A 12257-nucleotide genomic window follows, 5' to 3' on the forward strand; every position below is an offset into this window, starting at 1 on the left:
GCATGCGGGGGCCGCGTGTGGGGCCGTGTGACCCTTCTTTTGGGGGTGTGGCGGGTGTGGGCAAAAAAAAAAACCCCCCCAGGTGTCCCCCGGCCCCCCCCCCCCCCCTCGGGGTGGGTCACGCGTCCTGGCGTTTGAGTCGGTAGGCCGCGGCGGCGCCCAGGGCGACCAGATAGCCCAGGAAGACCGCCAGGCCGGCCCACGGGCTCAGGTGGCCCGTCTGCTGGGTGACCTCGGCGAACGCGCCGCCCGCGGTGGACGGCAGGTAGCCGCCGACGCTGTCCTGCCAGCTCTGCGGCAGCAGCAGCTGGACGACGCCCTCCAGCAGGAACAACCCGCCGAACAGCGTGGTGATCGCCGCGGGAGTCGAGCGCAACAGCGCGCCCAGCAGCAGGCCCATCACGCCGGCGCCGGTTAGGTAGATCGCCGAGCCGAACACCGCGCGCAGCACGCCGTCGTCGGACAGCGCGGCGCCGGCGTCGCCGATGATGGCTTGGCCGCCGAGGAACGCGGCGAACGACGCGGCCAGCATCAGCGGGAAGACCACCGCGGTGAAGACCGCCGCCTTCGCCCACAGCGCCGGCAGGCGGGCCGGCACCGCGGCCAGTGTGGCCCGGATCATGCCGGTGCCGTATTCGCCCGCCATCAGCAGCACACCCAGCGTGCCGAGCACCAGCTGCGCGAACGTCGTGCCGGCCAGGCTGATTCCGGTCGGGTCCGACCCCGCGCCGGGGTCGGAGGACGAGCCGAACAGCGACGATGCCAGCAGGCCCATGCCGATGTAGACCACCACCGCCGCGACCAGGGTGATGGTGGTTGAGCGCAACGACCAGAACTTGATCCACTCGGAGCGGATCACCCGCGGGGTGGTGACCCGAGGCTCCCGGTGGGAGAGCGTCATGGTGCTCATGCCGTCGCCCCCACCAGGTCGGAGACCCCGAATTCGACGGAGTCCGCGGTCAGCGCCATGAACGCCTCCTCCAGGGACGGCTGCTGCGGTGCCAGTTCGTGCAGCACGATGCCGTGGGCGGCGGCTCGGTCGCCGATCACGTCGGCGTCGACGCCGGCCACCTCGAAGAGGCCTCGGCCCACGCTGGTGATGGTGATTCCGGGGCCGGTGAGCAGGTCGTAGAGCTCCACCGCCTGCGGGGATCGGACCCGGACGGTGTTGCGCGCGGCCCGGTCGATGAACTCGTGCACCGGCGCGTCCGCGATCAGGCGGCCACGGCCGATCACAATCAGGTGCTCGGCGGTCAGCGCCATCTCGCTCATCAGGTGCGATGACACGAACACCGTGCGGCCCTCGGCGGCCAGGCGCTGCATCAGCCGCCGGATCCACAGGATGCCCTCCGGGTCGAGGCCGTTGACCGGCTCGTCCAGGATCAGGATGCCGGGGTCGCCGAGCAGCGCGGATGCGATGCCCAGACGCTGGCCCATGCCGAGCGAGAAGCCGCCGGCCCGGCGGTCGGCCACGTCGTGCAGGCCGACCATGTCGATCACCTCGTCGACCCGGGAGCGCGGGATGCCGGTGGTCGCGGCCAGCGCGCGGAGGTGGTTGCGGGCGGTACGCCCGGTATGCACGGCACGGGCTTCGAGGAGCGCGCCGACCTCGTGCAGCGGGGCGTCGAGCTTCGCGTACGGGCGGCCGCCGATCGTGGCCGAGCCGGAGGTGGGGCGGTCCAGCCCCATGATCATGCGCATAGTGGTGGATTTGCCGGCGCCGTTCGGGCCCAGGAAGCCGGTCACGATGCCGGGGCGGACGGTGAACGTCAACCCGTCGACGGCGGTCTTGTCGCCGTAGCGTTTGGTGAGCTCGAGTACCTCGATCATGGGTCAACGATGGTCTCGGCGGCGGCGAATCCGCGTCGTCCGGGCGCGGGCATCACTGCGTACCACGGGCGCGGTAGGCCCCGCCTCGCGCGTACGGTGCGCGGACGACGCCGCGCCGGCAGGCCGTCCCGTAACGTCGGTGACATGGGCCCTTCCCGCGTGCGCGCCGCGCTCGCCGCGCATCCGCTGATCGCGGATGCCGCGCTGGGTCTGCTGGTGGCCGTGATGTCGATCGTGATGGTCGCGGTGGGCCCGGGCCCGCACAAGGAGCCACGGGACCCCAATGCGGGCGACTTCGCGATCGCGCTGGTCGTCTTCGTGCTGATCGCCCTGCGCCGGCGGTGGCCCGCCGTGGTGCTGCTGCTCGGCACGGCGGCGGCGTTCGGGGTGATCGTGGCCGACGGGCCGCGCACGCCGCTGCTGGTGGCGACCTTCATTGCGGCCTGCACGCTGGCGCTGGCCGCCGACCGCCGGACGGCCTGGATCACCGGTGGCGTGGTGGGGCTGCTGCTCTATCTGGGCTCGGCGATCTTCACCAGTGACTCGTGGATCGATCCCGAGACGATCGGCATCCTGGCCTGGACCGGCCTGGCCGTCGCGGTCGGCGACGTGCTGCGGACCCGGCGGGCCTATGTCGCGGCGATCGAGGAACGCGCCCGTCGCGCCGAGGAGAGCCGCGACGAGGAGGCACGTCGCCAGGTCGTCGAGGAGCGCGTACGCATCGCGCGCGAGCTGCACGACGTGGTGGCGCACAACATCGCCATGATCAACGTGCAGGCGGGCGTCGCCGCGCACGTGCTGCGCACCCAGCCGGACGCCGCCGAGACCGCGCTGGCCCACGTGCGGCAGGCCGCCCGAACCGTGCTGGACGAGATCGGCACCCTGCTCGGCGTCCTGCGCGAGCCGGGCGACCCGCACGACGCCGAACCCACCCGCGGCCTGGCCCGCCTCGGCGGCCTGCTGGACTCGCTGGCCGCAGCGGGCTTGAGCGTCGAGCACAACCAGCAGGGCGAGGCACGGCCGTTGCCGGCGCCGGTGGACCTGGCGGCCTTTCGGATCGTGCAGGAGTCGCTGACGAACGCGCAGAAACACGGCGCGGGTGGCGCCGCCCACCTGACCCTGAGCTTCACCCGGGCCGGCGTCGCGATCAAGGTCTGGAACGCGATCGGAGCCGAGACGGACGGCACCGGGCACGGCCTGATCGGGATGCGGGAACGCGCGGCCGCCGTGGGTGGCACACTGCGGGAGGCCCGTGGCGACGGCCGCTTCATCGTGGAGGCCTACCTGCCGGCGGAGGCGAAGTCGTGACGATCCGGGTGCTGCTCGCGGACGACCAGGCGCTGATCCGGGCCGGTTTCAAGGTGCTGGTGGACAGCGCGCCCGACCTCGAGGTGGTGGGCGAGGCGACGACCGGCCGCGAGGCGTTCGAGCTGGCCCGCAAGCACCGCGCCGACGTGGTGCTGATGGACATCCGGATGCCCGAGCTGGACGGCATCGAGGCGACCCGGCTGATCACCGCGGACGAGGACCTGGCCGGCGTGCGGGTGCTGATCCTGACCACCTTCGAGATCGACGAGAACGTGCTGCGCGCGCTCCGGGCCGGCGCCAGCGGCTTCCTGAACAAGGGCGTCGAGCCGGCCGACCTGTTGGACGCGATCCGGCTGGTCGCCGCGGGCGAGGCGCTGCTGTCGCCGGGCGCGACCCGCAGCCTGATCGCCCGGTTCCTGAGCCAGCCCGAGCCCGGCCCGCTCACCGCGCCGACCCGGCTGGACGTGCTGACCGACCGCGAGCGCGAGGTGCTGGCCGTGGTCGCCGAGGGTCTGTCCAATGACGACATCGCGGAGAAGCTCTACGTGTCGCCGCTCACCGTCAAGACCCACGTGAACCGGACGATGACGAAGCTGGGTGCGCGGGACCGGGCGCAACTGGTCGTCATCGCCTACCAGAGTGGCCTGGTACGACCCGGGGACCTACCAAAGTAGGAGGCCCTCCGGGTCATCTACTACGGGGGAAGTACGGGACATCGCCTCTTCCAGGAGGACGACGCGACCGGCGGCATCCGGAAGGCTTCAGGGCATGGGATGGGCCATCGCGTTGTCACTGGTCTCCGCCGCCTGCTATGCGGGTGCGGCGGTGGCGCAGGAGCGACTGGCCGCCCTCGGCCACCGCGGCTGGGGACGCTGGGCCGGCTCGGTCGGGCTGACCGTGCTCGGCGGCGGCATCCACACGGTGGCGCTGACCGTGGGCGCGGTCGGCGTGGTGCAGGCGCTCGGCACGGTGACGCTGCTCTTCGCGCTGCCGATCGCCGCGCTGCGCACCCGCACCACGATCTCGGCGGGCGCGCTGCGGGACGCCGGCCTGACGGTGGCCGGTCTGGCCGGCATCATGGCGCTCGCCGAGACGCCGGCCGACGCGGTCACGTTGACCGCTGATTCCGGCCGCTACCTGCTGCTCGTCACGGTCGCCGCGGTGGTCGCGCTGGTGATGGCCGCCTGGCAGTCGTCGTCGCCGGTGACCCGCAGCGTGCTGCTGGCCGGCGCGTCGGGGGTTGCCTTCGGCGTCTCGTCGGTGATCACCAAGGCCGCCCTCGCGGACCTGACGGTCGCCGGGATCGCCGTGGTCGGCGTGCTGGCGGTGACCGGATATCTGCTCGGTCAGGCCTCCTACAAGGGTGGCGGGCTGGCCGCGCCGCTGGCGATGGTCAGCGTGGCGAACCCGGCGGTGGCCGCGACCGTCGGCGTGCTGGTGCTGGGCGAGGGGTTCCGGCTCGGCGCCACCGGCATCGTGCTGGCGGTGCTCTCCGGCACGGTCGCCGCGATCGGCGTGGTCGGTCTTTCCCGCCGGCAGAGCGGGATCACCGCGGCCACCGCGACCGCCAGCAGCAGCCGCGAGTTGGTCCACAGCGGAGAGTCGATGGCCGTCGCCGGCAGCACCATCACGGCCAGCGCCACGATCCGGAACACCGGGCGGATCGGCAGCAGGACGGCCAGCGCCAGCCAGATCTGATGGTGCGTCCAGGACACCGGCGACAGCACCACGCTCGCCGCCCCGGTCACGATCGTCGCGCCGAGCCACTCGCCGTCGCGGGCCAGCCGGGTGGCTCGCCACAACGCCACCGCCGCGACGCCACCGCCGACGATCAAGACAACCCAAAATCGAGAGTCCTCGGGTACGCCGAACCGCAGCAGCATCCCGTTGAGCGACTGGTTCCCGGCCGACGTGATGTGCCCGAGCCGGCTCACCTGGAAGACCTCCGACGTCCAGAACCGCCAGGTGTCGCCGGGCAGCGCGACCGCCGCCAGGGCCGCGCACCCGGCGAACGTGGCGGCCGCGGTGATCGCCGCGCGCCGCCGGCCCGCGCACCAGAGCAGCGGGATGAAGATGAGCGGCGTGAGCTTGATCGCGGCGGCGAGCCCGATCAGCACCCCGGCGAACCGGGTGCGCCGCAGGACCAGCAGGTCGACCACGATCAGGCCGGCCAGAAAGAGGCTGACCTGCCCATATCGCAGATCCGACGAGACCGGCGCGGAGAGGATCAGGGCCAGCGCGAGCGGCCCGGCGCGGCCCGGCCGCAGGATCGTGGCCAGCACCGCGACGGTGACCAGGCTCGCCAGCGTCCAGATCAGCTGCAGCCGGCCGGGCGGCAGCCAGGCGAGTGGGCGCATCAGCAGCGCCGCGAACGGCGGATAGGTGAACGGCGCGTCGCCGCGGCTGAAGTCGTAGAGGCTCGGCGCCTGGACCGCGCCGACATAGACCTGCAGATCGGCCAGCCGGATCGCGGCCGGTCGGGTGAGTGCGGCCCAGCCGGTCACGAATCCGGCGATCACGGCAGCTGCCCAGGTGATCCTCATAGTAGAAACTCTACATAGGGGTTGGCGGGGCCGCGATCACGAGTTCGTCTCAGACCGCCGGTTCGGCCAGACGGGCGGCCAGCACCGCCGCCAGCACGGCCACCGCGGCCTGCCCGAGCACCCCGGCGGCGAATCCGAAGCCGAACGCGGCGCCGGCGCCCGTACCCCACTCGGTGGTGAGCCGGCAGACCGACAAGCCCGCGAGCGCGCCGCCCAGACCGGCCACCACCTGCCAGCGCGACGAGCGCAGCGCGGCGCCCCCCGGCTCGGCGCGCAGCGCGAGAGTGCCCACGAAGACCGCGCTGAGCAGCATCGGAGCGACCATCGCGGCGGCGTTCTGGACAAAGAGGATGGAGTCCGGCGCCCACAACGCCCGCGGCAGCCAGGTCGGGGCCGACCACAGGCTGAGGCCGAGGACATGCGCGGCGTGCAGCGACCCGGCGATGGTCGCGGCCGACAGCACGCCCAGCCCGCCGAGCACGAGACCGATCGGGCCGCGGGCCAGGCGCACGACGGCCAGCAGGCCGGCCGTCCACACCAGAGCGGCCGGCGCGACGTCGACGAAGCCCATGAACGGCATCACGGCGACCTCGTTGCCGATGAAGAGGAACGCGAACAGGGCCGGCCCGAGCAGTGTCACGGCGACCGCGGGAGACATCCGGATCCGCAGGCCGACCAGCACCATCACGCCGGCCGCGGCGATCATCAGGAGCGGACCGCCGGTGTGCACGACGTTGGCCAGCGCCGCCGCCAGCAGAGTGACGCCACCCGCGGTCGCCATGCCGGTGGGGGACACGAGCAAGCCGGCCGCGAACGACAACCGCTGCCGATCATCTGCCATGAACGACAACTCGGCGAGCCACTCGTCGCGCAGTTCGGCGGAGGAGAGCTGCCACGCGGCCAGGCGGACGGCGGCGCGCGCCAGCCGGCTCATGCTTCCCGCACCCTGGTGATCGCGTGCATCGCCGCCACCTCACGACGCGCCTCGGTGGCGCCCTCGTCGGTGAGCAGGTAGTAACGCCGCGCCGGACGGCCCTCGGCCGCCGGATCGGTCTCCTCCCACCGCGACTCGACCCAGCCGGCCCGCTGCAGCCGCACCAGGATCGGATAGAGCGTGCCGCTCGGCAGCCCGGTGGCGTGCATCAACTGCAGCCCATAACGCTCCTCGCCGCCGGCGGCCAGCATCGCCGCCACGACCTTGAGCACCGACGCCGTCATCCGAGGCATGTACGCATGCTACATAGGGTCGCCCGCCCGCGGAAGGGCCACCGTGACCACCAGGCCACCCTCCAGCCGGGGCACCGCGCTCACCTCGCCGCCGTGCGCTCGCGCCACCGCCCGCACGATCGACAGGCCCAGCCCGGCGCCGGGTGCGGCCAGCCGGTCGCCCTTGAGCCGCCGGAACGGCTCGAACAGGCCCTCAACCTCGTACGCCGGCACCACCGGCCCACTGTTGCTGACCTCCACGAACACCGACGGCCCGACCCGCCCGGTGACCACCCGCACCCAGCCGGCCGGCACGTTGTGCCGCTCGCCGTTCTCGATCAGGTTTTGCACCAGGCGTTCCAGCAGGATCGGATCGCCGACGGTGGGCGCCTCGGCCAGCTTCGTGTCCGCGCCGTTCGCCACGTGATCGGCGATGTCGGCCAGGTCCACGTAGGACAGCGTGCCCGGCTCGCGCTCCGACTGGGCCAGCATCAGCAGCCCGTCGATCAGCCGGCCGTGGCGCTCGTTGATGGTCAGCAGGGTGCGGCTGAGCTGCCGCATCTCCGGGGACACCTCGGGCGGCGTCAGCGCGACCTCGATCAGGGTGCGGTTCAGGGTCAGCGGCGTACGCAACTCGTGCGAAGCGTTCGCGATGAACCGCCGTTGCCCGTCGAACGAGTGGTCCAGCCGCGCCAGCATCAGGTCGAACGTGTCCGCCAGCTGCTTGATCTCGTCGTCCGGTCCGCTCATCGAGATGCGCTCGCGCAGCCGCCCGTCCGCGGCCGGCGCGTCCGCGATCCGCCGCGCGGTCTCGGTGATCTGATGCAGCGGCCGCAGCATCAGCCCGGCGATGAACCAGCCCAGCGCGATGGCGATCGCCGCCACCACGATCAGCGCGATCAAGCCCTGGGTCAGCAACGTGTTCAGCACGCTGCTCTGCGCCTCGCCGGTGAACTGCTGGACCGTCTCGCCGGACGGCGACGCGGCCACCCCCGCATCCGGCGGCATCCCGCGGACGACGGCGAACTTCAGGTCCCCCGGCAGTTGCTGGCGCACCAGCACGTAGATGAAGGCGAGCAGGACCAGGCCGGCGACCAGGAACAGGCCGCCGTAGACGAGGGTCAGGCGTGCTCTCATCGGATCCGATACCCCACTCCCGGCTCGGTCAGCACCACCGGCGGTTCGCCCAGTTTCCGGCGCAGCTTGAGGATCGTCATCCGGACCGCGTGGGTGAACGGATCCGCGTTCTCGTCCCACGCCTTCTCCAGCAGAAGCTCGGCGGAGACCGCCGTCCCGTCCGCCCGCAACAGTTCCGACAGCACCGCGAACTCCTTGCGGGACAGCGGCACGTAGCGGCCGTCGCGGAACACCTCGCGCCGGTGCGGGTCGAGGCTGATCCCGGACCGGCGCAGGATCGGCGGCGCGGCCGGGCGCGACCGGCGGCCCAGCGCGACCACCCGGGCGGTGAGCTCGCGCAACGCGAACGGCTTCGGCAGATAGTCGTCCGCGCCCAGCGCCAGCCCGTCCACCCGATCGTCGACCGTGCTCGCCGCGGTCAGCATGATCACCCGGGCCTCGCCGTCGAGCGCGGCCAGTCGCCGGCACACCTCGTCGCCGTGCACCACCGGCAGGTCGCGGTCGAGCACCACCACGTCGTAGTCGTTCACGCCGGCACGTTCCAGCGCGGCGCCGCCGTCGTAGACCACGTCCACGGCGTGCGTCTCGTGCCGCAGCCCCTCGGCCACCGCGTCGGCGAGCAGGCGTTCATCCTCGACCACCAGGATCCGCATGCCCCTATGGTGACCGACGGTGACGTCAATTGGGCGTCATCGTTTTCGCTGACGCCCGGGAAACGGCCTTCCTCCTTGACTGGGCGACATGCGGAAGACATTGCTACTCATCCCACTGCTGGCGCTGGCCGGCTGCGGCGGACCCGCCGAGACTCCCGGGGTGGCCACCGCCAACGGCGGCGCGACACCCACCGCCTCCGCGTCCAGTGAGCCCAGCGAAGGCGATCAGCTCAAGTTCGCCCAGTGCATGCGCGAGAACGGGCTGACCTTCTTCAAGGACCCCGAACCCGGCGCGCGCGGCGTGACGATCAGCATCCCGAAGGGCACCGACAAGGCGAAGGTCGACGCGGCCATGAAGGCCTGCAAGCAGTACCTGCCGAACGGTGGCGAGCCGCCCAAGCTCGATCCCGCGATGCAGGCCCAGATGCGCAAGTTCGCCAAGTGCATGCGGGAGAACGGCATCACCGGCTTCCCGGACCCCAGCGCGGACGGCGGCATGGAGATCAAGCAGGGCCAGCTGGCCTTCGAGCCGGATTCGCCGGAGTTCAAGAAGGCCGACCAGGCGTGCTCGCAGTTCCGGCCCAGTGCGCCGGACGGCGCCAAGGAAGAGCGAAACACGGAGAGCGAAGGATGAAGCGCGCTCGGATCATCACGGCGGCGGCGCTGACCGTGGGGGCCGCCGCGGCCGCCGGCATCGTCTACAACCTGCCGGAAGCCGACGGCAGCACCGGGAACACCACCGCGATGCCGCCGGCCACGGCCTCCGTCGAGCGCGGCACGCTGATCGACAGCGAGACCAAGAACGGAGACCTCGGGTACGGGGACACGACCGCGATCGCCGCCCGAACATCCGGCACGGTCACCGGCCTGGCCGCCAACGGCTCGATCGTGACCAGGGGCAAGTCCCTCTACCGCGTGGACGACGACCCGATCGTGCTGCTCTACGGCAAACTGCCCGCCTATCGCAAGCTCAGCTCCGGCGACGAGGGCCGCGACGTAAAGCAGTTCGAGCAGAACCTGTGGGCGCTCGGCTACCGCGGCTTCACCGTGGACAAGGAGTTCACGTCCGCGACCGCCGAGGCCGTCGAGGAGTGGCAGGACGACCTGGGCGTGGCGGAGACCGGCTCGGTCGACCCGGCGCGGATCGTCTATGCGGCCGGCCCGGTGCGGGTGGACAGCCGGCAGGTCGCCTCCGGTGACCAGGTGCAGCCCGGCGCCGAGGTGCTCACCACCACCGGCACCGCCCGGGTGGCGGTGGTCGAGCTCGAGATCGACGATCAGCGCCTGGTCAAGAAGGGCGGGGCGGTCGAGGTCACCCTGCCGGACGGCGGCACCACCCCGGCCAAGATCGCGTCCGCCGAGACCGTCGTCGTGCCGGGCGAGGGCCAGGAACCGGACTCCACCGGAATCGAGGTGACCATCACGTTCCCCAAGGGCAAGGAGCCGAAGGGGTTGGACGAGGCGTCGGTCGAGGTCGACTTCGCCGCGTCCAAGGCCGAGAACGTGCTGACCGTGCCGGTGGCGGCGCTGCTCGCGCTGGCCGAGGGCGGCTACGGCGTCGAGGTCGTCGAGGGCGGCGCCACCCGGATCGTCGCGGTGGAGACCGGCCTGTTCGCCGACGGCAAGGTCGAGGTGTCCGGGACGGGCATCGCCGAGGGCACCGTGGTGGGGGTGCCGGCGTGACCGGGGTGATCGAGCTGGACCGGGTGACCAAGGCCTATCCGGGCGGCGTGACCGCGCTGGACGACGTGAGCCTGCACATCGACTACGGCGAGTTCGTGGCCATCGTCGGGCCGTCCGGTTCCGGCAAGTCCACGATGCTGCACCTGATCGGGACGCTGGACCGGCCGTCCACCGGGTCGATCCGGATCGACGGGTACGACATCTCGGTGCTCTCCGACCGGCAGCTGTCGGCGCTGCGGGCCCGCCGGATCGGGTTCGTGTTCCAGCACTTCCACCTGGCGCCGGGGCGGGACATCGTGACCAATGTGGCCGACGGGTTGCTCTATGCCGGCGTACCGGAGAAGGAGCGCAAGCGGCTCGCCGAGGCCGCGCTGATCAGGGTCGGCCTGGGTGACCGTCTCACCCATCGCCCGCACCAGCTCTCCGGCGGCGAACGGCAACGCGTCGCGGTGGCGCGCGCCGTGGTGGGGGAGCCGACGCTGCTGCTCGCCGACGAGCCCACCGGCAACCTGGACACCGCGTCCGGCGCCGGGGTGATCGAGCTGCTCACCGAGCTGCACGCGGCCGGCACCACGGTGCTGGTGATCACCCACGACCGGGAGATCGCGGACACCCTGCCGCGGCAGGTGCCGATGCGGGACGGGCGGGTGGTCCGATGAGCCGCCTGATCCCGGCCCGGCTCGCCGCCCGGGACGTGATGCGGGTGGGCGGAGCGGGTCTGCGGGCCCGGCCGTTGCGCGCCTTCCTCTCGGCGCTGGGCATCGCGATCGGCATCGCGGCGATGACCGCGGTGGTCGGCATCTCGTCGTCCAGCCGCGCCGAGCTGGACGACCGGCTGGCCGCGCTCGGCACCAACCTGCTCACCGTCGGGCCCGGCAAGACGATGTTCGGCGACGAGGCCTACCTGCCGGACGAGTCGGTCGGGATGATCTCGCGGATCGGCCCGGTGCAGAAGGTCGCGGCGGTCGGCACGGTGGCCGGCGCCAAGGTCTATCGCAGCGACCGGATCCCGGAGGCGGAGACCGGCGGCCTGTCGGTGCGGGCCGCGCAGCTCGACCTGCCGTCCACGGTCGGCGCCACGATCACCAACGGCACCTGGCTGAACGCGGCCACCGCGAAGTATCCGGCGGTGGTGCTCGGCGCCGAGGCGGCGAAGGTGCTGGGCATCGGCAAGGCGGGACCGGCGGTGCTGATCGGGGGCCGGTGGTTCACGGTGGTCGGGCTGCTCGCGGCGGTGCCGCTGGCATCCGAGCTGGACACGGCGGCGCTGATCGGCTGGTCCGCGGCGGCCGACTATCTGGGCTTCGACGGGCACGCGACCACGGTCTACACGCGCTCGTCGGACGCCGAGGTGGCGGCCGTGCAGGCGGTGCTGGCCGCGACCGCCAACCCGGCCTCGCCCAACGAGGTCGAGGTCTCGCGGCCGTCCGACGCGCTCGCCGCGCGGGAGGCGACCGACCAGACCTTCACCGCGCTGCTGCTCGGGCTGGGCGCGGTGGCGTTGCTGGTGGGTGGCATCGGGGTGGCCAACACGATGGTGATCTCGGTGCTGGAACGCCGGTCCGAGATCGGCCTGCGGCGGTCGCTGGGCGCGACGCGGGGGCAGATCCGGACCCAGTTCGTCGCGGAGTCGCTGCTGCTGTCACTGCTCGGCGGCGCGGGTGGCGTGCTGATCGGGGGAGCGGTGACGGCCGGCTACGCGATGTTGCAGAGCTGGCCCGCGGTGGTGCCGGCCTGGGTGCTGTTCGGCGGGGTGGGCGCGACCGTCGTGATCGGAGCGCTGGCCGGGCTCTATCCGGCGGTCCGGGCGGCCCGCCTGTCGCCGACCGAGGCGCTGGCCACGGCCTGACCCGGGCGACGGCGGCCCGGCCACCGGCCGGGCCGCCGTCCGGCACAC

General features: G+C 72.4%; 13 protein-coding genes and 1 pseudogene. 7 read left to right on the forward strand and 7 right to left on the reverse strand.

The window, feature by feature from the left end; genetic code table 11:
• Positions 1 to 118: 118 nt before the first annotated feature.
• Positions 119 to 910: an ABC-2 transporter permease gene (locus ACZ6TI_RS28940; RefSeq protein WP_465348320.1), complete on the reverse strand. Its 792-nt coding sequence runs from the start codon at positions 908 to 910 to the stop codon at positions 119 to 121.
• The gene (locus ACZ6TI_RS28945) at positions 907 to 1830 is read right to left on the reverse strand and encodes an ABC transporter ATP-binding protein (protein ID WP_465348321.1); all 924 of its coding nucleotides are present in this window, start codon (positions 1828 to 1830) and stop codon (positions 907 to 909) included. The genes ACZ6TI_RS28940 and ACZ6TI_RS28945 overlap by 4 nt, the downstream gene beginning before the upstream one ends.
• 144 nt (positions 1831 to 1974) lie before the next feature.
• On the opposite strand from ACZ6TI_RS28945, the gene ACZ6TI_RS28950 reads away from it, so the two are divergent.
• The 3 genes from ACZ6TI_RS28950 (at position 1975) to ACZ6TI_RS28960 (ending at position 4836) form a co-directional block, all read left to right on the forward strand.
• Complete coding sequence (locus ACZ6TI_RS28950; RefSeq protein WP_465348322.1) at positions 1975 to 3138, forward strand: sensor histidine kinase; 1164 nt, start codon at positions 1975 to 1977, stop codon at positions 3136 to 3138.
• Complete coding sequence (locus ACZ6TI_RS28955) at positions 3135 to 3812, forward strand: response regulator (protein WP_465348323.1); 678 nt, start codon at positions 3135 to 3137, stop codon at positions 3810 to 3812. Before ACZ6TI_RS28950 ends, ACZ6TI_RS28955 begins: the two co-directional genes overlap by 4 nt.
• Positions 3813 to 3906: 94 nt before the next feature.
• Complete coding sequence (locus ACZ6TI_RS28960; RefSeq protein WP_465348324.1) at positions 3907 to 4836, forward strand: DMT family transporter; 930 nt, start codon at positions 3907 to 3909, stop codon at positions 4834 to 4836.
• Between the two features lie 29 nt (positions 4837 to 4865).
• Here the strand turns inward: ACZ6TI_RS28960 and ACZ6TI_RS28965 are convergent.
• The 5 genes and pseudogenes from ACZ6TI_RS28965 to ACZ6TI_RS28985 all read right to left on the reverse strand — a co-directional run.
• Positions 4866 to 5681 (reverse strand): annotated as a pseudogene (locus ACZ6TI_RS28965) (glycosyltransferase 87 family protein); the annotation flags it as partial.
• Between the two features lie 49 nt (positions 5682 to 5730).
• Positions 5731 to 6615 (reverse strand): hypothetical protein, encoded by an 885-nt coding sequence (locus ACZ6TI_RS28970; protein WP_465348325.1) that lies wholly within the window; start codon positions 6613 to 6615, stop codon positions 5731 to 5733.
• Positions 6612 to 6908, reverse strand: coding sequence for a PadR family transcriptional regulator (locus tag ACZ6TI_RS28975; RefSeq protein ID WP_465348326.1), 297 nt, complete (start codon positions 6906 to 6908; stop codon positions 6612 to 6614). The genes ACZ6TI_RS28970 and ACZ6TI_RS28975 overlap by 4 nt, the downstream gene beginning before the upstream one ends.
• Positions 6909 to 6917: 9 nt before the next feature.
• Positions 6918 to 8024, reverse strand: coding sequence for a sensor histidine kinase (locus tag ACZ6TI_RS28980; RefSeq protein WP_465348327.1), 1107 nt, complete (start codon positions 8022 to 8024; stop codon positions 6918 to 6920).
• Positions 8021 to 8677: a response regulator transcription factor gene (locus ACZ6TI_RS28985; protein WP_465348328.1), complete on the reverse strand. Its 657-nt coding sequence runs from the start codon at positions 8675 to 8677 to the stop codon at positions 8021 to 8023. The genes ACZ6TI_RS28980 and ACZ6TI_RS28985 overlap by 4 nt, the downstream gene beginning before the upstream one ends.
• A gap of 88 nt (positions 8678 to 8765) precedes the next feature.
• On the opposite strand from ACZ6TI_RS28985, the gene ACZ6TI_RS28990 reads away from it, so the two are divergent.
• Genes ACZ6TI_RS28990 through ACZ6TI_RS29005 form a run of 4 tightly spaced genes read left to right on the forward strand, consistent with a single transcriptional unit; the run spans position 8766 to position 12209 of the window.
• Positions 8766 to 9311, forward strand: coding sequence for a hypothetical protein (locus tag ACZ6TI_RS28990; protein ID WP_465348329.1), 546 nt, complete (start codon positions 8766 to 8768; stop codon positions 9309 to 9311).
• Positions 9308 to 10360: an efflux RND transporter periplasmic adaptor subunit gene (locus ACZ6TI_RS28995; protein ID WP_465348330.1), complete on the forward strand. Its 1053-nt coding sequence runs from the start codon at positions 9308 to 9310 to the stop codon at positions 10358 to 10360. Before ACZ6TI_RS28990 ends, ACZ6TI_RS28995 begins: the two co-directional genes overlap by 4 nt.
• A gap of 5 nt (positions 10361 to 10365) precedes the next feature.
• The gene (locus ACZ6TI_RS29000; protein ID WP_465348406.1) at positions 10366 to 11019 is read left to right on the forward strand and encodes an ABC transporter ATP-binding protein; all 654 of its coding nucleotides are present in this window, start codon (positions 10366 to 10368) and stop codon (positions 11017 to 11019) included.
• Complete coding sequence (locus ACZ6TI_RS29005) at positions 11016 to 12209, forward strand: ABC transporter permease (RefSeq protein ID WP_465348331.1); 1194 nt, start codon at positions 11016 to 11018, stop codon at positions 12207 to 12209. The genes ACZ6TI_RS29000 and ACZ6TI_RS29005 overlap by 4 nt, the downstream gene beginning before the upstream one ends.
• Positions 12210 to 12257 lie beyond the last annotated feature (48 nt).

It is taken from the genome of Actinoplanes sp. NPDC051388, from assembly GCF_055586225.1.